The sequence below is a fragment of the Bacillus sp. B-jedd genome, from assembly GCF_000821085.1.
In the GTDB taxonomy this organism is placed as follows: domain Bacteria; phylum Bacillota; class Bacilli; order Bacillales; family Cytobacillaceae; genus Bacillus_D.
Genome location: NZ_CCXR01000001.1, coordinates 2,875,164 through 2,895,111, shown reverse-complemented (window position 1 = coordinate 2,895,111; position 19,948 = coordinate 2,875,164). Strand labels below are relative to the sequence as shown.

Here is a 19,948-nt window from a genome sequence, read left to right as displayed (position 1 = left end):
TATGGCAAGAAAAGTGTTGGTATTGAGTGAAGTGCGTGATGATGCTTTAAGAAACGTATCATTTGAAGCGATTGCCGCGGCAAAGACGATTGCCGAGGGCGGGGAAGTAGTCGGGGTTCTTATTGGTGGAAGTGTAAGCGCTTTAGGAACCGAGCTATACCAGTACGGTGCCGATCGCGTCATCGCGGTGGAGGATGAAAAACTGAAGAATTACACGCCAGATGGTTATTCACAAGCCTTGATGGCGGTAATTGAATCTGAAGATCCTGAAGGCCTTGTTTTCGGCCATACAGCCCTTGGAAAAGATCTCGCTCCAAAAATCGCCGCCAAACTCGGCAGCGGGCTTGTCTCGGATGTGACGGAGGTTGAGGCAGCCGGGGGGAATCTGGTGTTCACAAGACCGATTTATTCTGGAAAAGCTTTTGAGAAAAAAATCATTACAGATGGCCTGATCTTTGCGACCATCCGCCCGAACAATATCGCTCCGCTTGAGAAAAATGATGCTGCTAGCGGTACTGTGGCCGCTGTAACAGCTGAAATTAAAGATTTGCGGACAGTGGTGAAAGAAGTCATCCGGAAAGCGACTGAAGGTGTGGATTTGTCCGAAGCGAAGGTCGTGGTCGCCGGGGGCCGCGGGGTAAAGAGCGCCGATGGCTTTGAGCCGCTGAAGGAGCTTGCAAATGTGCTAGGGGGCGCGGTAGGGGCTTCTAGGGGAGCCTGCGACGCCGATTATTGCGATTATTCCCTCCAGATTGGGCAGACAGGAAAAGTTGTCACTCCGGACCTTTATATTGCCTGTGGAATCTCGGGCGCCATCCAGCACTTGGCGGGCATGTCGAACTCAAAAGTCATTGTGGCGATCAATAAGGATCCTGAGGCGAATATTTTCAAAGTGGCGGATTACGGAATTGTAGGAGACCTTTTCGAGGTTGTTCCCCTTTTGACAGAAGAATTCAGGAAGCTGAAAGTCCATTCATAAATTGTCCGGAGGAGCGGTGTAATCCGCTCTTTCTCTGTTACCAAAACGGGATTGTCTCGAATATCTTCATCTCAAGTAGGGGATTTTAACACTGAAACAAATAATTAGCATGCGTTTTCGAATGGTGGTATACTTTCCGTAGATTTAGAAAGAAATTAGGAGGCTTTTATAATGGCAATTTCACATGCAACTGATCAGAATTTCGCCGGTGAGATCGGTACAGGCGTCGTTCTTGTAGATTTCTGGGCACCATGGTGCGGACCATGCAAAATGATCGCTCCGGTACTTGAGGAAGTAGATTCCGAAATGGGAGACAAGGTGAAAATCGTAAAGCTTGATGTAGACGAAAACCCTGAGACTTCCGCGAAATATGGAGTTATGAGCATTCCGACTCTCCTTGTTTTCAAGGATGGCGAACAGGTTGATAAGGTTGTCGGTTACCAGCCGAAAGAAAATCTGGTCAATCTTCTCGAAAAGCACATTTAAACCTTAACCCCTGCCAATCACGGCGGGGGTTTTTCAATGAAAAACCAACCCCCAGTTTCCAGAAGCTATTTTAGATGATTAACAGACGCTTCCATAAGCAATCCGGACTCATTCATGATAAAATTGGTGAAGCGGAAAAGGTATTAGCCATTTTCCTTTTCAAAATTGGCCTTAATTTTGAAAGAGATAGCAGGAGGTGATGGCCAATGAACGAAATAATCAAGCAAAAACTGACCCTGCTGCCGGATCAGCCAGGCTGTTACTTAATGAAGGACAGGCAGGGAACCATCATCTATGTGGGCAAGGCAAAAGTGTTGAAAAACAGAGTAAGATCCTATTTTTCCGGCTCGCATGACGCAAAAACACAGCGGTTAGTCGGGGAAATCGAGGACTTTGAATATATCGTCACTTCCTCAGATATCGAAGCGCTCATTCTAGAGCTGAATCTGATCAAGAAATACGACCCGAAATATAATATCATGCTGAAGGATGACAAAACGTATCCGTTCATCAAGCTGACGGCCGAACGGCATCCGAAGCTCATCATCACCCGGAAAGTAAAACGTGACAAGGGAAAGTACTTTGGACCGTATCCCAACGTCCAGGCCGCCAATGAAACAAAGAAGCTCCTGGACAGGATTTATCCGCTGCGGAAATGCTCGACATTGCCGGACCGCGTGTGCCTGTATTACCACTTGGGCCAGTGTCTGGCACCTTGTGTGAAAGAAGTTCCTGAATCCGAATATAAAAGGATGACTGATGAAATCACCAGGTTCCTGAATGGCGGCTATAAGGAAATTAAAAAAGACCTGACTGTAAAAATGACAGAGGCCGCCGAGCAGCTTGATTTTGAAAGGGCAAAGGAATTCAGGGATAAAATTGCCCATATTGAAGCGACGATGGAAAAGCAGAAAATGACAATGACCGACTTTACCGACAGGGATGTATTCGGCTATGCCGTCGATAAAGGCTGGATGTGTGTCCAGGTGTTCTTTGTCCGCCAGGGAAAGCTCATTGAAAGGGACGTTTCCCTGTTTCCAATTTACGGCGAGCCTGAGGAGGAAATGCTCACATTCCTTGGCCAATTTTATACGAAGGCGAACCACTTTAAGCCGAGGGAAGTACTTATACAAAATCAAGTTGATTGCGGCATGGCCGAGCAGCTTCTTGATGTAAAGGTCTTGCAGCCACAGCGCGGCCAAAAGAAGGACCTTGTCAATCTCGCGGTAAAAAATGCGCAAATCGCCTTGCATGAAAAGTTCTCACTCATTGAGCGGGATGAAAGCCGGACCATCAAAGCGGTCGAAAATCTTGGCGCTCTGCTTGGCATCCATACGCCAAACCGGATTGAAGCCTTTGATAACTCCAATATCCAGGGAACGGATCCCGTCTCGGCAATGGTCGTTTTTATGGACGGGAAGCCTTATAAAAAGGAATACCGTAAATATAAAATCAAGACGGTAAAAGGGCCCGATGATTACGAATCGATGAGGGAAGTTGCGAGGAGAAGATATTCAAGGGCATTGAAAGAGGGGCTGCCGCTGCCGGATATGATTATCATTGACGGAGGGAAAGGGCACATCGAAGCGGTGAGGGATGTACTTGAGAATGAACTCGGCCTCGATATTCCCCTTGGAGGTCTAGCGAAAGACGATAAGCATAAAACCTCCCAGCTGTTATTCGGGAATCCGCTTGAGGTTGTGGCGTTGCCGCGGAACAGCCAGGAGTTTTACCTTCTGCAGAGGATTCAGGATGAAGTCCACCGTTTTGCGATCACTTTCCACAGACAGTTGAGGGGAAAAAGCGCATTCCAGTCCATCCTGGATTCCATTCCAGGAATTGGGGAAAAGCGGAAAAAGCTCCTCCTGAAAAGCTTCGGATCAGTCAAGAAGATGAAAGAAGCGAGCCCGGAGGAATTTGCGGCTATCGGCATTCCAGGGCCTATTGCAGAAGAACTTCTGAAAAAACTGAACACTTAGATTGCATTAAGAAAATTTCCTGTGTTATAATGATGAAAATTTAATCATACTATCACTTTAATTTCTAAAGTGTAGGTAGAGGCGCGGGCTTCATGAGTAAAAATCCGGAGAATAATGGATTCGACGATGGATTTTGAAAGGGGATACCGCCGAAGCAGTGAATGGCCCATTCCATCCACTTGCTGGTCCTGTATTGAATAAATGCAGGATTGTCAGGGTACACCACCCTGGAGGGCTATCTCACATAGATGCGTAGATTCTATTCGGCGTATCCGGGCAATGAGATGACTCTCATTGTCCTTTTTTATTGTGCAGATAACTTAATGGGATAATTTAAGACAGAGAGAAGGGGAAGCGTTGGCAATCATCGTCCAGAAATTTGGCGGAACATCAGTTGGAAGTCCTGAACGGATCAGAAACGTTGCAGGCAGGGTATTAGAAGAACGGAATAAAGGAAACAGTGTTGTCGTGGTTGTCTCTGCGATGGGAAAAACAACCGATTCACTCGTTTCCCTGGCAAAAGAAATCCATGCCGCTCCTTCAAGCAGGGAGATGGACATGCTGCTTGCAACAGGTGAGCAAGTGACGATTTCGTTGTTGGCGATGGCTCTTGAATCCCTGGGGCAGGAGGCTGTTTCGTTCACCGGCTGGCAGGCGGGAATAAAAACTGAACCAACCCACGGGAACGCAAGGATAACAGATATTGATCCGAGGCCCGTTTCAAGTGTTTTGGAGGAAGGAAAGGTAGCAGTTGTTGCTGGTTTCCAGGGGATCACGGAACAAGGGGGAATCACCACACTTGGCAGGGGTGGCTCCGATACGACAGCCGTTGCGCTTGCTTCCGCGCTAAAAGCAAGCAGGTGCGATATTTTCACCGATGTTACGGGCGTCTTTACGACAGATCCCCGATTTGTAAAAGATGCGAGGAAGCTGTTATCGATTTCGTATGATGAAATGCTTGAACTGGCGAATCTCGGGGCCGGGGTCCTTCATCCGAGAGCAGTCGAATTTGCCAAAAACTATTCTGTTCCCCTTGTTGTACGCTCCAGCATGGAACAAGAAGAAGGGACAATAATTGGGGAGGAAAGTTCAATGGAAGAGAACCTGATTGTCAGGGGAGTTGCTTTTGAAGACAGAATCACAAGGGTTTCAGTGATTGGGCTTGCGGAATCATTAAATGGCCTGCCGTCCATTTTTGCAGCGCTCGCAAAAAACAGCATCAATGTCGATATCATTATTCAAAATATAACAGCGGATGGTAGTGCGAATTTGTCATTTTCCATTAAAACCGAAGATCTTGAAAAGACAATTCGCGTGCTTGAAGGTTGCCGGAAACTCGCCGGCTATGAGCGGATTGAAACCGAATCAGGCCTTTCGAAAGTATCGATTGTCGGATCAGGCATGGTATCCAATCCCGGAGTCGCCGCCCAGATGTTCAGTGTACTCGCAGATAATGGGATACAGGTGAAGATGGTCAGTACTTCGGAGATCAAAGTCTCTGTTGTTGTCGAAGACATTCATATGGTTGATGCCGTCGAAGCGCTGCATGATGCATTCGCTCTCTCAGTCAATCAGGTCCACGCAAAGTCTCAATAAAAAAGAAAAAGCCTCCTTCTCCTTTATTACAGGAAAGAGGCTTTTTCTATTGGTCAGCCGCCAATCGGATCTTTGCTGTCCCATTTAACGGTAAATGAGGCAAGCTTGGTACGTTTGACCGGGTGCTCGAACGCTTCCGCTGTCACACCTTTTTGCATCTCAATCTGCTGGGCCAGGAATCCGGCTTCTAGCTGGAAGTATGTCTCCGCCTTGGACGTAACCCTGGAAGCGAGAAGTACAGTGGCCAATTCAAATTCAATTTCGTTTTTCGATTGTTTGCGGATGGAAAGTTCTCCCCAAGAAGCACGGGAGAAAAAATTGATGACCTCTTCAATGGTTTCCAGGGGGTACTTCCTGGCGAGGATTTTACCGGCCCAATAAAGAATTTCCGGGCCATCTTTCCCCAGGAGTTCCGGTAAGAGGACTTCCCTGAGCAGTTCATAGCCAAATTTGCTGACTGTATCAGTGGATTGTAAATCGATTGCTGTTTTTTCGTTCAAAGGACTCCCCTCTTTCTATTATTCTATTATAGCCATAATTCCTCCGGCTAAAAGCATAAAACGATTTAATTCGGATATTGGATAGATATTCCACAAGTAGTTGGAAGGAATCAAAAATATCAAAGGATATGAAAACTATTATCTATATCAGTATATTTTTAAAATTTCGTTTACTGGGTTGTTTGTGTAATCGTTTCCTTGACGCTCTTCTTTAGTGGGAGTAAAATGGACATGTCACAGGATTGTAAAGAAAGATTCATAACTTTTTCACAATGATGATAGGTTTAAAGTTTAATGGGGGACCATCATCACATTACTTAGGGGGTATGAATATGGCGGGTAACAGAGAGTTTTTTAACCGCAGGCTGCATTCACTTCTGGGCGTCATCCCGGTCGGGGTTTTCCTCATTCAGCACCTGCTCGTGAACCATACGGCAACAGGAGGGGCCGAGTCCTTCAATAAGGCAGCGGACTTCATGGGAAATCTTCCATTCCGGCTTGTCCTTGAAACGGTAGTGATCTTTCTGCCTTTGCTTTATCATGCAATTTATGGACTTTATATCGCTTTTACAGCAGACAACAACCCAAGCAGATACAGCTATTTCCGTAACTGGATGTTCACTCTCCAGCGGATTTCCGGAATCATCACATTGATTTTTGTCAGCTGGCATGTTTGGGAAACAAGGATTGCCGCCGCATTTGGCGCGACGGTGAACTTCAACATGATGGAGGATATCCTTAGCAATCCATTCATGGTTGTGTTTTATTTCGTCGGTGTAATTTCAACTATTTTCCACTTCGCGAATGGGCTTTGGTCATTCTTTGTCAGCTGGGGCATTACTGTAACTCCACGTTCACAAAGAATCTCAACTTATTTTACAATCGGCGTCTTTTTTGCCCTTTCCTTTGTCGGGATTCGCGCCTTGCTAGCATTTATGTAATTTTAAAAGATTAGGTCGGACCTGATAGATTTGGAATTAATTAGGGAGTGAGTCAAATGGCTAAAGGTAAGATTATTATTGTCGGAGGCGGACTCGCCGGGTTGATGGCAACCATCAAGGCAGCGGAAGCCGGGTCGCAGGTTGAACTTTTTTCACTTGTCCCGGTCAAACGTTCACACTCCGTTTGCGCACAGGGCGGCATTAACGGAGCCGTCAATACGAAAGGTGAAGGTGATTCCCCTTGGGAGCACTTTGACGATACGGTTTACGGTGGCGACTTCCTTGCGAATCAGCCTCCAGTAAAAGCGATGTGTGAGGCAGCGCCTGGCATTATCCACTTGTTTGACCGCATGGGTGTTATGTTCAACAGGACGCCTGAAGGTCTCCTGGATTTCCGCCGGTTTGGCGGAACCCAGCACCACCGTACGGCATTCGCGGGAGCCACAACAGGCCAGCAGCTTCTATATGCATTGGATGAACAGGTTCGCCGTTTCGAAGTGGCCGGGCTTGTAACGAAGTATGAAGGATGGGAGTTCCTCGGAGCTGTCGTCGATGAAGATGGGGTATGCCGGGGAATCACCGCCCAGCATCTCACTTCGATGGACATTAAAGCATTCCCAGCCGATGCTGTCATCATGGCGACAGGCGGACCCGGAATCATTTTTGGGAAATCAACGAATTCAATTATCAACACAGGGTCAGCTGCATCTATCGTTTATCAGCAAGGAGCCTATTACGCGAATGGGGAATTCATCCAAATTCACCCAACCGCGATCCCTGGTGACGATAAACTGCGCCTGATGAGTGAATCGGCGCGCGGAGAAGGTGGCCGTATCTGGACGTACAAAGATGGCAAGCCGTGGTACTTCCTTGAAGAAAAGTATCCTGCTTATGGAAACCTTGTGCCGAGGGATATCGCCACACGTGAAATCTTTGATGTGTGTGTGAACCAAAAGCTGGGCATTAACGGAGAAAACATGGTCTATCTCGACCTTTCCCATAAAGATCCGCACGAGCTTGACGTCAAGCTTGGCGGAATCATTGAAATATATGAGAAATTCATGGGTGACGATCCGCGTAAGGTTCCGATGAAAATATTCCCGGCAGTCCACTACTCAATGGGGGGCCTGTGGGTAGATTATGATCAAATGACAAACATTCCCGGCCTTTTTGCGGCAGGTGAATGTGATTATTCCCAGCACGGGGCAAACCGCCTTGGAGCAAACTCGCTTCTTTCCGCCGTTTACGGAGGGATGGTGGCAGGACCGAGCGCTGTCCGCTATATTAACGGCCTCGAGAATAGCGCGGATACGCTTGATCCTTCTCTATTTGAAAACCATGTTATGGAAGAAGAGGCTAAATGGAACCACATCATGTCAATGGATGGCACGGAAAACGCCTATGTCATCCATAAGGAGCTTGGAGAATGGATGACTGATAACGTCACAGTTGTCCGTTATAATGACAAGCTTCGTGAGACTGACGAAAAGATTCAGGAATTGCTTGAGCGATATGACAATATCAATATCAATGACACTGCCCGCTGGAGCAACCAGGGCGCAGCCTTTACTCGTCAGCTTCAGCACATGCTGCAGCTTGCTCGCGTCATTACACTAGGAGCATTGAACCGGGATGAGAGCAGGGGCGCGCATTATAAGCCTGATTTCCCTGAACGTGACGATGAAAAATTCCTTAAAACGACAATGGCCAAATTTACCGGCCAAAAGTCTGCGCCGGCATTCCATTATGAAGAGGTCGATACTTCATTGATCAAGCCGCGTAAGCGCGACTACTCGAAAAAGAAGGGGGAGTAGAAAAGCATGGCTGAAACAACAATGGCTGAACAGGCTGCTACTGAAAAAGCGGCTGCAACCAAAACAGTCAAGTTTATCATCACGCGCCAGGACACACCTGATTCCACCTCCTATGAAGAAACATTTGTCCTGCCATACAGACCGAATATGAATGTCATTTCCGCATTGATGGAAATCCGTAGGAACCCAGTTAATGTGGAAGGGAAAAAGACTACCCCGATTACTTGGGAAATGAACTGCCTTGAAGAAGTTTGCGGCGCCTGCTCGATGATCATCAATGGCAAGCCGCGCCAATCCTGCACAGCGTTAGTTGACCAGCTCGAGCAGCCGATTCGGCTGGCTCCAATGAAAACCTTCCCGATTGTCCGCGACCTACAGGTTGACCGGAGCAGGATGTTTGACTCATTGAAAAAGGTCAAAGCATGGATTCCAATTGATGGCACTTATGACCTTGGACCTGGTCCGCGCATGCCTGAGACAAAGCGCCAATGGGCATATGAACTATCAAAATGCATGACTTGCGGCGTATGCCTTGAAGCGTGCCCGAACGTCAACAGCAAATCCGACTTCATCGGACCGGCACCGCTTTCCCAGGTACGACTGTTTAACGCCCATCCAACAGGAGAGATGAACAAGGCGGAACGCTTGAATGCGATTATGGGAGACGGTGGCCTTTCGAACTGCGGAAACTCGCAGAACTGCGTCCAGTCCTGTCCGAAAGGCATTCCATTGACGACCTCAATCGCTGCCTTGAACCGCGAAACCACGTTCCAATCGTTCCGGAATTTCTTCGGAAGCGACCGTGTATAATTGAACAAAGGCTGTCCCGTTCAACTGAATTGGGGCAGCTTTTTTTGTTTGGAGATACCGGTTTGTATCTGCTCCTAAATGAAGACTTAGAGCCCGAATGGCTTTTGGCAGAAGGGGCTTTGGGCAGTAAACGGTGATTTAGAGCCCGAACGGCTTTTGGTAGGAGGGGCTTTGGGCAGTAAACGGTGATTTAGAGCCCGAACGGCTTTTAGTAGGAGGGGCTTCGGGCAGTAAATGGTGATTTAGAGCCCGAACGGCTTTTAGTAGGAGGAGCTTCGGGCAGTAAACGGTGATTTAGAGCCCGAACGGCTTTTGGTAGGAGGGGCTTCGGGCAGTAAATGGTGATTTAGAGCCCGAACGGCTTTTGGTAGGAGGGGCTTTGGGCAGTAAACGGTGATTTAGAGCCCGAACGGCTTTTGGTAGGAGGGGCTTCGGGCAGTAAACGGTGATTTAGAGCCCGAACGGCTTTTGGTAGGAGGGGCTTCGGGCAGTAAATGGTGATTTAGAGCCCGAACGGCTTTTAGGAGGAGGAGCTTCGGGCAGTAAATGGTGATTTAGAGCCCGAACGGCTTTTGGTAGGAGGGGCTTGGGGAGTAAACGGTGATTTAGAGCCCGAACGGCTTTTAGGAGGAGGAGCTTCGGGCAGTAAATGGTGACTTAGAACGTGGACAGCACCACGAAGCTGAGCCTTCGCGTTCTAAACGAAGACTTAGAACGCGGACAGCAACTGGCATCTGGGCTTTCACGTTCTAAACGAAGACTTAGAACGCGGACAGCAACTGGCAGGAGGTCCTTCGCGTTCTAAACGGTGACTTAGAACGCGGACAGCAACATGCAGCGGGGTTTTCGCGTTCTAAACGAAGACTTAGAACGCGAACGGTATCCGGCGACAGGTCCTTCGCGTTCTAAACGAAGACTTAGAACGCGAACAGCAACAGGCAGCAGGGTTTTCACGTTCTAAACGGTAACTTAGAACGCGGACAGCAACAGGCAGGAGGTCCTTCGCGTTCTAAACGGTGACTTAGAACGCGGACAGCAACATGCAGCAGGGTTTTCACGTTCTAAACGAAGACTTAGAACGCGAACGGTATCCGGCGACAGGTCCTTCGCGTTCTAAACGAAGACTTAGAACGCGGACAGGAAACTGGCATCTGGGCTTTCACGTTCTAAATGAACACTTAGAACGCGAACGGCACTTGGCATGCGTTCCTTCGGGCTGTTAAAGTTGTTTTTATAATGGTTGATATTAAATTCGTTCACCAGCTGTTCTTAAGAAGAACCTTTTCCCCAGAAATTTATGTTAGCTGTAAAGAATTTTGCTATAATTGTAAAAAACGACCCGCGAAGCGAGGGAACGTCTTGAAGTTCACTAAAATATTATCCATGTTATTAATTCTTGCTGGGACTGCCGCCTTGGCCGTTGGAGGATACCAGCTGATTGAGGTCAAATTGAAAGGCGAACAATCCCTTGAAGAAGCCAAGAAACTAGTCAGTGCACAAGGGAATTCAGGGAAGGCAGACGCTGATGAACCTCAGGAAAAGACAAAACCGGACTTTGGAGAAATTGCCGGGCTATTGGAAATACCGAAAATTAAATCTGAACTTGCCATCGTGGAAGGGACCGACCCGAATGACCTAAAAAAGGGTGTGGGCCACTATGAAGGCTCCTTTTTCCCGGGGGAAAACGGGCAAATCGTTTTATCTGGCCACAGGGATACGGTGTTTCGCCGCTTAGGCGAGCTTGAAAAAGGTGATACACTGAAAATGAGAATGCCTGCAGGTGACTATGATTATGAAATAACCGGAACGAAAATTGTCGATGCCGACGACCGTTCCATCATTACTTTGCAAAATGAAGAGGAAGAACTGATTGTAACTACCTGTTACCCTTTTAGATATGTAGGCAACGCACCCGACCGATATATTATTTATGCAAAACCAAAGCAATCAAACTGACGGGATCCAAAAATGGACCCGTTTTTAAATTGCTGAATAGAATAGGCTTTGGGCAAGGCAAAAACATGTCAATCTTTCCGCTAGTATAATATAATAAAAATGAATAGGTATTCATTTTTGTTGGGAGGGAAGAAAATGGGACGAATCGGTTATATCGAGGACTTGAATGAATGGAAAAAGGACTTCGACTTTTTTTATCCTGTAAAGGTCCGGTTTTCAGAAACGGATATGTTTGGCCACTTGAACAATACGGTTCCATTTACATATTTCGAAATGGCGAGGATCGAGTTTTTTAAACATATTGGTTTTATGCAGGATTGGGTAAAACCGGAAAATGAAACGATTCCTGTTGTCGCTGATTTGCAGTGCGACTTTTTGATACAGGTTTTTTTCGACGAGGAACTTAAGATTCATGTGAAGGCCAACGGGGTTGGCACATCGTCAGTCGACCTGCATTATTTAGGCGTGAATGAGGCTGGCCATGCCTGTTTTACCGGCAGGGGGACAATGGTGCAGATTTCGAAGGAAACCGGTAAGGGAGTGCCTTGGACGGATTCAATGAGAAAACTTCTGGAAGCCCGTTGAAACCCTTATTCTTCAAGTAAAAACAGTCACTTATACGGCACCGCCGACATAAGATAATCGTGACTAAATATATACCCATCCCACGGTTCACAACTGGCGAAGGCAAGGAGGGTTACAATACTTGAAGGACAACGGATTCAGCCATAAACCATTACTCACCAAACGGGAAAGAGAAGTTTTCGAACTGCTGGTACAGGACAAAACAACCAAGGAAATCGCTGGTGATCTATATATAAGCGAAAAAACGGTTCGGAACCATATTTCGAATGCCATGCAAAAGCTTGGTGTAAAAGGGCGTTCCCAGGCAGTTGTTGAACTCCTGCGCATGGGAGAGCTAGAACTGTAATCTTGACCGGCAGCCATTTCGGGCGCCGGTCCCGTTTTTTTACTGTCATTTTCCTGAATTTTGTTAGAATTTGCAAAGTTTTTAGTCTAGAAGGCCGCCAGTCCCTGCGGCTTTTTGTTTTTCCCTTGAACTTTTACGTAAAAAAGGCGAAAATAAGGTCAAGCAGGATGGGAGTGGTGGATATGGAACAGACCGAGATTGAAAAAATCGATGTGGATATAGTCGCGAATATAGAAAAAGATCTTCGTTATATCTCAGGTATTATTAAACAAAAGGGCAGGGAACTGCTTAGTGATTATACAATAACTCCTCCTCAATTCGTTGCCCTGCAATGGCTGTTTGAGGAAGGCGATATGACTATTGGCGAGTTATCGTCAAAAATGTACCTTGCCTGCAGCACCACGACAGACCTCGTTGACAGGATGGAAAAAAGCAATCTTGTCATGAGGGTAAAAGACCCAAAAGACCGCAGGGTCGTCAGAATCCATCTTCTTGAAGAAGGCGGAAGGATTATCGATGAGGTAATCAAAAAGCGGCAGGAATATCTGCAGGATATTTTAAAGAACTTTTCCTCCGAGGAAATCAGGGTTTTGCATAGCAACATGACTAAACTGCATCATGAAATGCGAGAAAAATGAGGCGAGATGTTTGAAACAGCCAATCGGAATCATTGATTCGGGCGTAGGGGGGCTGACTGTCGCCAGGGAAGTGATGAAGCAGCTTCCGAACGAAAAAATTATCTATCTTGGTGATACGAAAAGATGCCCATATGGACCACGCCCGGTCGGTGAAGTTAAGAAATTTACATGGCAATTGACACGCTTTTTATTGAAAAAGAAAATAAAAATGCTTATCATTGCCTGCAATACCGCGACAGCCGCGGTTCTGGATGATATACGCAGCGAGTTGAAAATCCCGGTGATCGGCGTCATTTATCCAGGTGCCAGGGCTGCCATTAAAAATACGAATAACTATCATATTGGGGTCATTGGTACAATAGGAACCGTTAAGAGCGGTGCCTATGAAAGAGCATTGAAGTCACTCGTCAGCAGGGTATCCGTAAAAAGCCTGGCATGCCCGAAATTCGTACCTCTTGTGGAAAGTGGCGAGGTGGAAGGCGAACTTGCCGAAAGGATGGTAGTGGAATCACTTGAACCTTTCGTTGGTGAAAAGCTCGATACACTCATTCTTGGGTGCACCCATTATCCTCTCCTTGAGCCTCTCATTAAGGCGGTCATGGGAGAAAAGGTCAAAGTAATCAGCTCTGGGGATGAAACTGCCCGGGAAGCAAGCACCATTCTCGATTATAAAGGCATGCTTGCACACAGGAACCGGAAGCCTGAACACGAATTTTACACAACCGGTTCAGATGTGATTTTTGCCGGGATCGCCTCTAAATGGCTTGGATATGATGTTAAAAATGTAAAGACCATTACACTCGATTAAGCCGCAAAGCTCCTTTTGGGGCTTTTTTATTTTTGCAAAAAAATTCTTCCATTTGAAACAAGCTGGTCTAAATTTCCCGGAGGCTCGTATACATGTAGTACAAACTGTCTCAGGAGGGATTTTCATGTCCACAAATAAAAAGGGAGTGCTCGGATCCGTTGTTCTCGTATCAGCTGTTCTGCTTTCAGGATGCGGCCTGTTCGGAACGGAAACCGTAAAAAAAATCGACCCGCCCAAAAGTACAGCGTATACGAAGGACAGCGGCCTTGCCAGTTCCACTCAAGATAAAGAGGCAACTGAAACGGAAGGCACTGTGAAGACTGAACTTTATCTAATTGATAAAAACGGCTATGTAGTTTCCCAAACACTCAGCCTTCCAAAGAAAACCGCAGTGGCTAAACAAGCCTTGGAGCATCTCGTGGAAAACGGGCCGGTATCAGAAATGCTCCCGAACGGTTTCCGGGCCGTCCTTCCTGCAGATACTGAGGTTTCGGTGGATATGAAAAAAGATGGGACAGCAGTAGTGAATTTTTCAAAGGAATTCAAAAATTATCAGCCTGAGGATGAGCAGCGCATCCTTGACGCGGTTACCTGGACTTTGACCCAGTTCGACTCGATCAAAAAAGTAAAATTAAAAATGAACGGCCACGAACTGAACGAGATGCCTGTTAATGGTACGCCTATCAGTGAAAATCTCTCCCGGACTTCAGGGATCAATATGGATACCACAAATGTAATGGATATTATGAACACACGGCCAGTCACCGTTTATTACATTGGCGGGGACGAAGGAGCCTACTACTATGTGCCGGTCACACGCCGGGTAAGCAATACAGTTGAAACGAATATCGAAGCGGCTGTCATGGAGCTTGCGAAAGGTCCTTCCTCTTCAAGTCTTGACAGCGACTTTTTAAGCAAGGTCCAACTTGTCGATAAACCGAAAGTTGAAAACGGAACTGCCGTCCTGAATTTCAATGACGCAGTCTACGGAAGTTACAAAGAAGAGGAGAAGGTCATCTCCCAGCATCTCCTTGATGCGCTTGTCCTTACCTTGACCGAGCAGGAAGGAATCGATAAGGTTTCGATACAGGTAAACGGCAAAGCTGAGCTTGTAAAAGAGGACGGGAAAAAGCTGACCGAGCCGGTCACCCGCCCGCAAAAAGTTAATACGGGCAGTTTTTAAAAATCATTTTTTGATATACTATATAGGGAAAAGAGAGGTGGTTGGCATTACGGCCGCCTCTTCTTTATTGTTTGCAAACTAAAACCGGATTACAGGGAGGAAGTAAAAATGCGTTATGATGGCAGGGAACCGCTGCAGTTAAGGCCGATACATATAGAAACTAATTATTTGAAACATCCCGAAGGCTCAGTGCTTATTTCTGTAGGGGATACAAAGGTCATTTGTACTGCCAGCATTGAAGACAGAGTCCCGCCTTTCATGAGAGGGGAAGGAAAGGGCTGGATTACAGCCGAGTACTCCATGCTGCCAAGGGCGACCGAGCAGCGGAACATCAGGGAATCCTCCAAGGGGAAGGTTTCAGGCCGGACGATGGAAATCCAAAGGCTGATCGGCAGGGCCTTGCGCGCAGTCGTCAATCTCGAAGCGATCGGCGAACGGACCGTATGGATCGACTGTGATGTCATCCAGGCGGACGGGGGCACAAGAACCGCTTCCATTACTGGGGCATTCGTGGCTATGGCCCTCGCGTTGAACGGTCTTGTTGAGAAAAAGGCAATGTCCTCTTTTCCGGTAACGGATTTCCTTGCGGCCACTAGTGTCGGCATCCTGGGAGATGGGCAGGCGGTCCTCGACTTAAATTATGTTGAGGATTCAAGTGCGGCGGTCGATATGAATGTCGTCATGACCGGCAATGGTGAATTCGTCGAACTGCAGGGCACGGGGGAAGAATCGACATTCTCAAGAAGCCAGCTTGCTCAGATGCTTGAAGCGGCAGAGGTCGGACTTGTTGAACTTTTTGAAAAGCAAAAAAACGCGCTTGGAGAAGTTATTTCAGGTAAAATAGAGGCCAAACGGAGGAACTAGCCGAAGGGAGGCGGAAAACCTTGAAGGAAGTACTAATCGCGACAAAGAATCGAGGAAAAGCAAAAGAGTTTGAAGCCATTTTTGCCAAAAGAGGCATAAAGGTACTGACGCTGCTCGATTTTCCTGGCGCACCAGACGTGGAGGAAACGGGGACAAGCTTTGCGGAAAACGCGGTTTTAAAGGCGGAAGAGATTTCCCGCAAACTTGGGACAGCGGTTATAGGGGATGATTCAGGCCTGGCTGTCGATGCGCTCGAGGGCAGGCCGGGCATCTATTCGGCGCGCTATGCCGGTGAGCAGAAAGACGATGAAGCAAATATTGATAAAGTGCTTGCGGAATTGCTGGATACGCCGGACGAGGAACGGACCGCGAAATTTCATTGCGCTTTAGCAATGGCCGTTCCAGGTAAGGAAACAATCATTGTCGAAGGTTCATGTGAAGGAATTATTTTGCCTGAACGCCGGGGTACAAATGGCTTTGGCTATGACCCGATCTTTTATGTGCCCGAGCTTGGGCGGACAATGGCGGAACTTGAAAAGGAAGAAAAAAATGCCATCAGCCACCGCGCAAATGCGCTTAAAAAGCTTGAAGCATTGCTTGATGCCGGAGGGGCGGGAGCGGGCCTATGAAAAGAATCCTTATCGCCAGTGACAGCCACGGATTGACGAAGCCGCTCCAGGACATCCGGGAAAGGCATCCGGAAGTCAGTTTGTTCATTCACTGCGGTGACTCCGAATTGCCAAGGGAAGATGCCTCGCTTGAGGGTTATGTGCCGGTCGGAGGAAATTGCGATTTTTATCCGGGCTTTCCGGATGATGAACTAATTGAAATTGCCGGCAAAAAAATATTTGTCACCCATGGCCATCGTTATTCTGTCAAGTCGACACTGATGAATCTACAGTACAAAGCTGAACAGCTCGGTGCTGACATTGCCTGCTTTGGCCACTCGCATCTGCTCGGGGCTGAAATGTCTGGAGGGATCCTATTCCTAAATCCAGGCAGCATCAGGCTGCCAAGAGGGCGGCGGGAACGGACCTATCTCATCATTGGGCTTGGCCCGGATGAGGTGGAAGTCCGGGTATACGATTTGGATAATGGCGAAATTCCTGAATTGCAGCGGGTATTTACTGTAATGGGTTGAGAGAGGCGGCGGGCTTGCCCGCTGCCTGACTAAATAACTAATTATTTGATTGACAAGTAATTGCTTGGCTACTATAATAAGAAATGTTCTTAAGAACAAGGTATATTTCTTATTCTTATTATGTCCCAGTAGCTCAGCCGGATAGAGCATACGCCTTCTAAGCGTACGGTCGGGAGTTCGAATCTCTCCTGGGACGTCAGTAGGTCAACCGGAGTTTATGTAGGTTGATGTGGGAAGTGCTCTAAAATGTTGTTAACTCAATGTTTTAGAGCATTTTTTATTGAAGAGGGAAGGAAGGGTAGGCGATAAGAAAGGATGTGTATTTAAAAATTTTTACACATTTTTTACACAAGCTATCCCACCATCTTTTCAAAAACAGTCACAGTCTTTTGTTCATCTTCTTTTCTTAGTTCTTTTACGATGTGTGCGTATGTGCTTTGTGTGACCGTTGTATCAGCGTGTCCAAGTCGTTCGGCAACATAGTAGATAGATACTCGCTTATAGAGCAATACGCTTGCATGAGTGTGTCTGAGGCCGTGTATATTGATCGGCTCGATTTTTAGTTCCTTTAGGATCCCAACAAGAGCCTTATTAGCTCCACCATTACTGAAAACCCTGTACTTTGATTGAGGGCTATAAAAGACCAATCTTGTAATATTGTCTGGAGTGGAATCAAACAGAGCTTTAAAAGCCCTCATCGTCCTGCTATCCATTTTTATTTTGCGAACTGATTGGTCGTTTTTTGTTGGTCCCCATCCAACGTGCATCTTTTTTGTGTAACCCCATGTCTTTGTAATTGAAATTGTATTATCATCAAAATCAAAATCGTTTCGAGTTAATCCCACCATTTCCGCAAAACGCATGCCAGATGTTAGACCCAAAAGAAGAAGATAAGTTGCAATTGTTGCTGCACCTTCTTCAATAGTCTGATAAAGTCTTTTAAGAAGCCTCTTGCTTTCTAGATAATCCATGTGTTTCTCTTCTGGTCTTTTTGCTGCCTTCCCTGTAAGCTTTACACCTCGAGTGAAATCTGTTTTAATCAAACCTTCGTCTATTGCCTCTTTGACACACGCCCGGATATGAGTGTTTATCTTTTTGGAGGTAGCCAACCCCCTAGATGACCCGTATTCATTCAAAAATGCCTGGTAGTAGCGTTTAGTAATATCTTGAATGGCAATACCGCCAAAATCCTTTTTAATCGTTTCTAAGGTCACTAGATAACGTTCACGTGTATTTAATCCTATGTCAGGCTTATAAAGATTCAACCACGACTCAAAGTATTCATCAAAAGGGATTTTTTTAAATCTTAATGAAACCATTCCTTTTTGGAGATTAGCCTCGATTTCAGCTGCTGCAACCATTGCCTCTTTTTTAGTTGCAAACCCCCCCTTCCTAATCGGTTTAGGTTTGGCACTTACCGTGTATTGCCAAGTCTTCCCGCGCTTTATAAAACTAGCCATTGAAATAAAAACCTCCTCAAAAGTAGAATGTATGTTCTGTTTTTAGGATAAAAAAATTTAATATGACTTCAAAAGAGCCAACTGTTTTGGTATGCCATAGTCCTCTATTGCCTCATTTATTGTCACTCCATCCATGGAATCATTAGAGAACAATAATTCAATTGCAAATGTATTAGCCTCGATTTCAATTTGATCGGTAGAAAAAAAGGTATTCTTTTTTAGAAAAGGGGTATTAGCCTCAGGATGCAAAATGGCGTGACCTAATTCATGTGAACAAATATATTCTTGTTTCCGATTCTCTACTGTCTCATTTATATGTATAATCTGGATTCTAAATTGCTTACTGTAATATCCCAAAGTATTGCCCAAGTTTTCAAAATGAACAAGGATGCCTAGATGCTGTGCTATTTTGAATGGGCAATTCGTGCCATACTTTTTTACAAGAAAATGAACCTTCTTCTTTATGGACCCCACGATGAGTCACTCCTATTTTCTGTATTTTTTAGGGGTGAATTTCTCTTTAGCAAGTCTTTTTGCTAGGCGCAAAGAATTTTCTAATGAGGCAATTAACAGTTCGCGATCTTCATCATCCATTTCATCTAATGTTTGACCATCAAATGCAGCATAGGAATTTTTATTGTTTAAACCCTCAATCATCTTTTTTAATTCTCTTTCGATATCTCTTTCATCCTTTTTGGTTAGCTCTGGTTTAAAAGGAGTGGATGGTTCATCTGTTATTCCTGCTAAAAAATCAGAAGATACATTAAAAAAATCTGCTAGTATTCGGACATTCTCCAGCTTTGGATCGGCATCTCCGCTTTCATATCTCGATAGCATACTTTTACTTATTTTTGTGTCGTATTTTTTCTTTAATTGAGTGACTAGTTCATCGAGACTCATTTTCCCCCTAAGTACTTTTAACCTATCGCCAAACGTATTCATGTCTCCTACTCCCCTATCGAATATTCCTCTTATAGGAATATTCTATTATATTCGTTCCTATTATGCAACATTTCGTCGTAAAAATATTCCTAAAAAGGAATTATAATTGTTGACAGGGGAAAAAATGTGTTTTATATTGGAGTTGTTCCTAAAAAGGAACGAGTGGGGGTGAAAGGATGGATACAAGAAGTAGGGCACCTTACAACAAGATTAAAGCTTTTCTAGTTGAAAAAGGCATCAAACATAAAGAAGTTGCAAAATTGTTGAAATTAACGCCAAACACAGTAAGCAAGAAGTTGAACGGATTCGGTGGAGATTTTTCACTCAGCGATGCAAAATTGTTACATTTCAAATTAGGCGTACCAGTCGCTTATTTTTTTGAACCTTCTGTTCCTGAAAAGGAACACAGAAAGAGAAATATTTCCTAAGGCGGTGATATCTGATGCAACAACTGGAGGTATCGATTACTGTTCCGATCCCAGATGACACGGTGCTTATAAAAAAAGTCGAATTAAAAGAATTGAAGGAGCAATCACTGACTGGCGTTTATTGGTCTATGCAAGACTTGGAGAAACGGATAAACAAAAAGTCCGAATGGATTAAAGAGAACATTTTATACCCAACACGATTCAGAAAAATACTAGATTGTGAGATTGGCGGGTTTGTTTATTATCCAAAAAACAAAGGACAAACCTGGAGTTTTCATGCTTCTAAAATGGCCGCATTCTTGGATAATAATTTCTCCCTAATATTTAGGAGGGATGAAGTTGGTTAGAAAACTTGATCGCCGTGTCGCTTTTTACACAAAGAAAGTCGCGGAGCTATATGCCATTCACCCATCAAAAGCCTTACCTGCCAGGTACAAATATCGCAGTAGTCGATTGTTCTTGTACAAAGCCTTGCTGCACCAACAAATAGAG

22 protein-coding genes, 1 tRNA gene and 1 riboswitch are annotated in these 19,948 nt (G+C 45.7%); of the genes, 19 read left to right on the top strand and 4 right to left on the bottom strand.

Annotation, left to right across the window (positions count from 1 at the left end):
- Position 1 precedes the first annotated feature (1 nt).
- From BN1002_RS14430 to BN1002_RS14415, 4 genes are all read left to right on the top strand, one after another.
- Entirely contained in the window at positions 2-979 is a 978-nt protein-coding gene (locus BN1002_RS14430; protein ID WP_048825946.1) for an electron transfer flavoprotein subunit alpha/FixB family protein, read from the top strand.
- Positions 980-1,150: 171 nt separating this feature from the next.
- Positions 1,151-1,465 (top strand): thioredoxin, encoded by a 315-nt coding sequence (gene trxA / locus BN1002_RS14425; RefSeq protein ID WP_048825944.1) that lies wholly within the window; start codon positions 1,151-1,153, stop codon positions 1,463-1,465.
- 206 nt (positions 1,466-1,671) lie between these two features.
- Positions 1,672-3,444: an excinuclease ABC subunit UvrC gene (gene uvrC / locus BN1002_RS14420; protein WP_048825942.1), complete on the top strand. Its 1,773-nt coding sequence runs from the start codon at positions 1,672-1,674 to the stop codon at positions 3,442-3,444.
- A 68-nt stretch (positions 3,445-3,512) separates the two neighbouring features.
- A riboswitch (Lysine riboswitch) is annotated at positions 3,513-3,690 on the top strand.
- 111 nt (positions 3,691-3,801) lie between these two features.
- Positions 3,802-5,040: an aspartate kinase gene (locus BN1002_RS14415; RefSeq protein ID WP_048825940.1), complete on the top strand. Its 1,239-nt coding sequence runs from the start codon at positions 3,802-3,804 to the stop codon at positions 5,038-5,040.
- Between the two features lie 53 nt (positions 5,041-5,093).
- Here the strand turns inward: BN1002_RS14415 and BN1002_RS14410 are convergent, their stop codons facing one another.
- Positions 5,094-5,540 carry a YslB family protein gene (locus BN1002_RS14410; protein WP_048825939.1) on the bottom strand — a complete coding sequence of 149 codons (447 nt, stop codon included), beginning with the start codon at positions 5,538-5,540 and terminating at the stop codon, positions 5,094-5,096.
- A 332-nt stretch (positions 5,541-5,872) separates the two neighbouring features.
- Here BN1002_RS14410 and BN1002_RS14405 point away from each other — a divergent pair, with 332 nt between their 5' ends.
- The 13 genes from BN1002_RS14405 to BN1002_RS14345 all read left to right on the top strand — a co-directional run bounded on the left by BN1002_RS14405 (position 5,873) and on the right by BN1002_RS14345 (position 16,822).
- A complete protein-coding gene (locus BN1002_RS14405) occupies positions 5,873-6,481 on the top strand; it encodes a succinate dehydrogenase cytochrome b558 subunit (protein WP_048825937.1) in 609 nt (202 codons plus the stop codon).
- 56 nt (positions 6,482-6,537) lie between these two features.
- Complete coding sequence (sdhA, locus tag BN1002_RS14400; RefSeq protein WP_048825934.1) at positions 6,538-8,295, top strand: succinate dehydrogenase flavoprotein subunit; 1,758 nt, start codon at positions 6,538-6,540, stop codon at positions 8,293-8,295.
- A gap of 21 nt (positions 8,296-8,316) precedes the next feature.
- Positions 8,317-9,105 (top strand): succinate dehydrogenase iron-sulfur subunit, encoded by a 789-nt coding sequence (sdhB, locus tag BN1002_RS14395; RefSeq protein ID WP_048827970.1) that lies wholly within the window; start codon positions 8,317-8,319, stop codon positions 9,103-9,105.
- Between the two features lie 1,383 nt (positions 9,106-10,488).
- Complete coding sequence (locus BN1002_RS14390) at positions 10,489-11,061, top strand: class D sortase (RefSeq protein ID WP_048825931.1); 573 nt, start codon at positions 10,489-10,491, stop codon at positions 11,059-11,061.
- A gap of 135 nt (positions 11,062-11,196) precedes the next feature.
- Positions 11,197-11,646 (top strand): acyl-CoA thioesterase, encoded by a 450-nt coding sequence (locus BN1002_RS14385; RefSeq protein ID WP_048825930.1) that lies wholly within the window; start codon positions 11,197-11,199, stop codon positions 11,644-11,646.
- 121 nt (positions 11,647-11,767) lie between these two features.
- Entirely contained in the window at positions 11,768-11,992 is a 225-nt protein-coding gene (locus tag BN1002_RS14380; protein ID WP_048825928.1) for a helix-turn-helix domain-containing protein, read from the top strand.
- Between the two features lie 182 nt (positions 11,993-12,174).
- Positions 12,175-12,630 carry a MarR family winged helix-turn-helix transcriptional regulator gene (locus BN1002_RS14375; RefSeq protein ID WP_148362786.1) on the top strand — a complete coding sequence of 152 codons (456 nt, stop codon included), beginning with the start codon at positions 12,175-12,177 and terminating at the stop codon, positions 12,628-12,630.
- Between the two features lie 10 nt (positions 12,631-12,640).
- On the top strand, positions 12,641-13,438 hold the full coding sequence (gene racE, locus BN1002_RS14370; RefSeq protein WP_048825925.1) for a glutamate racemase: 798 nt from the start codon (positions 12,641-12,643) through the stop codon (positions 13,436-13,438).
- Between the two features lie 124 nt (positions 13,439-13,562).
- Entirely contained in the window at positions 13,563-14,621 is a 1,059-nt protein-coding gene (locus BN1002_RS14365) for a GerMN domain-containing protein (RefSeq protein ID WP_048825924.1), read from the top strand.
- A gap of 108 nt (positions 14,622-14,729) precedes the next feature.
- Entirely contained in the window at positions 14,730-15,485 is a 756-nt protein-coding gene (gene rph / locus BN1002_RS14360) for a ribonuclease PH (RefSeq protein ID WP_048825922.1), read from the top strand.
- Between the two features lie 20 nt (positions 15,486-15,505).
- Positions 15,506-16,114, top strand: a complete 609-nt coding sequence (locus BN1002_RS14355; RefSeq protein ID WP_048825920.1) for an XTP/dITP diphosphatase — start codon at positions 15,506-15,508, stop codon at positions 16,112-16,114.
- Positions 16,111-16,626: a metallophosphoesterase gene (locus BN1002_RS14350; protein ID WP_048825918.1), complete on the top strand. Its 516-nt coding sequence runs from the start codon at positions 16,111-16,113 to the stop codon at positions 16,624-16,626. Before BN1002_RS14355 ends, BN1002_RS14350 begins: the two co-directional genes overlap by 4 nt.
- Positions 16,627-16,748: 122 nt before the next feature.
- Positions 16,749-16,822: transfer RNA gene (locus BN1002_RS14345), tRNA-Arg, on the top strand.
- A 157-nt stretch (positions 16,823-16,979) separates the two neighbouring features.
- Here BN1002_RS14345 and BN1002_RS14340 read toward each other — a convergent pair.
- Genes BN1002_RS14340 through BN1002_RS14330 form a run of 3 tightly spaced genes read right to left on the bottom strand, consistent with a single transcriptional unit; the run spans position 16,980 to position 19,028 of the window.
- A complete protein-coding gene (locus BN1002_RS14340) occupies positions 16,980-18,086 on the bottom strand; it encodes a tyrosine-type recombinase/integrase (RefSeq protein WP_048825915.1) in 1,107 nt (368 codons plus the stop codon).
- 57 nt (positions 18,087-18,143) lie between these two features.
- The gene (locus tag BN1002_RS14335) at positions 18,144-18,560 is read right to left on the bottom strand and encodes an ImmA/IrrE family metallo-endopeptidase (protein ID WP_048825913.1); all 417 of its coding nucleotides are present in this window, start codon (positions 18,558-18,560) and stop codon (positions 18,144-18,146) included.
- 12 nt (positions 18,561-18,572) lie between these two features.
- Complete coding sequence (locus tag BN1002_RS14330; protein ID WP_048825911.1) at positions 18,573-19,028, bottom strand: helix-turn-helix domain-containing protein; 456 nt, start codon at positions 19,026-19,028, stop codon at positions 18,573-18,575.
- Between the two features lie 176 nt (positions 19,029-19,204).
- On the opposite strand from BN1002_RS14330, the gene BN1002_RS14325 reads away from it, so the two are divergent.
- Both BN1002_RS14325 and BN1002_RS14320 read left to right on the top strand, forming a co-directional pair.
- Positions 19,205-19,456 (top strand): helix-turn-helix domain-containing protein, encoded by a 252-nt coding sequence (locus tag BN1002_RS14325; RefSeq protein ID WP_048825909.1) that lies wholly within the window; start codon positions 19,205-19,207, stop codon positions 19,454-19,456.
- A gap of 14 nt (positions 19,457-19,470) precedes the next feature.
- On the top strand, positions 19,471-19,803 hold the full coding sequence (locus tag BN1002_RS14320; protein WP_048825906.1) for a DUF771 domain-containing protein: 333 nt from the start codon (positions 19,471-19,473) through the stop codon (positions 19,801-19,803).
- The last annotated feature ends 145 nt before the right edge of the window (positions 19,804-19,948 follow it).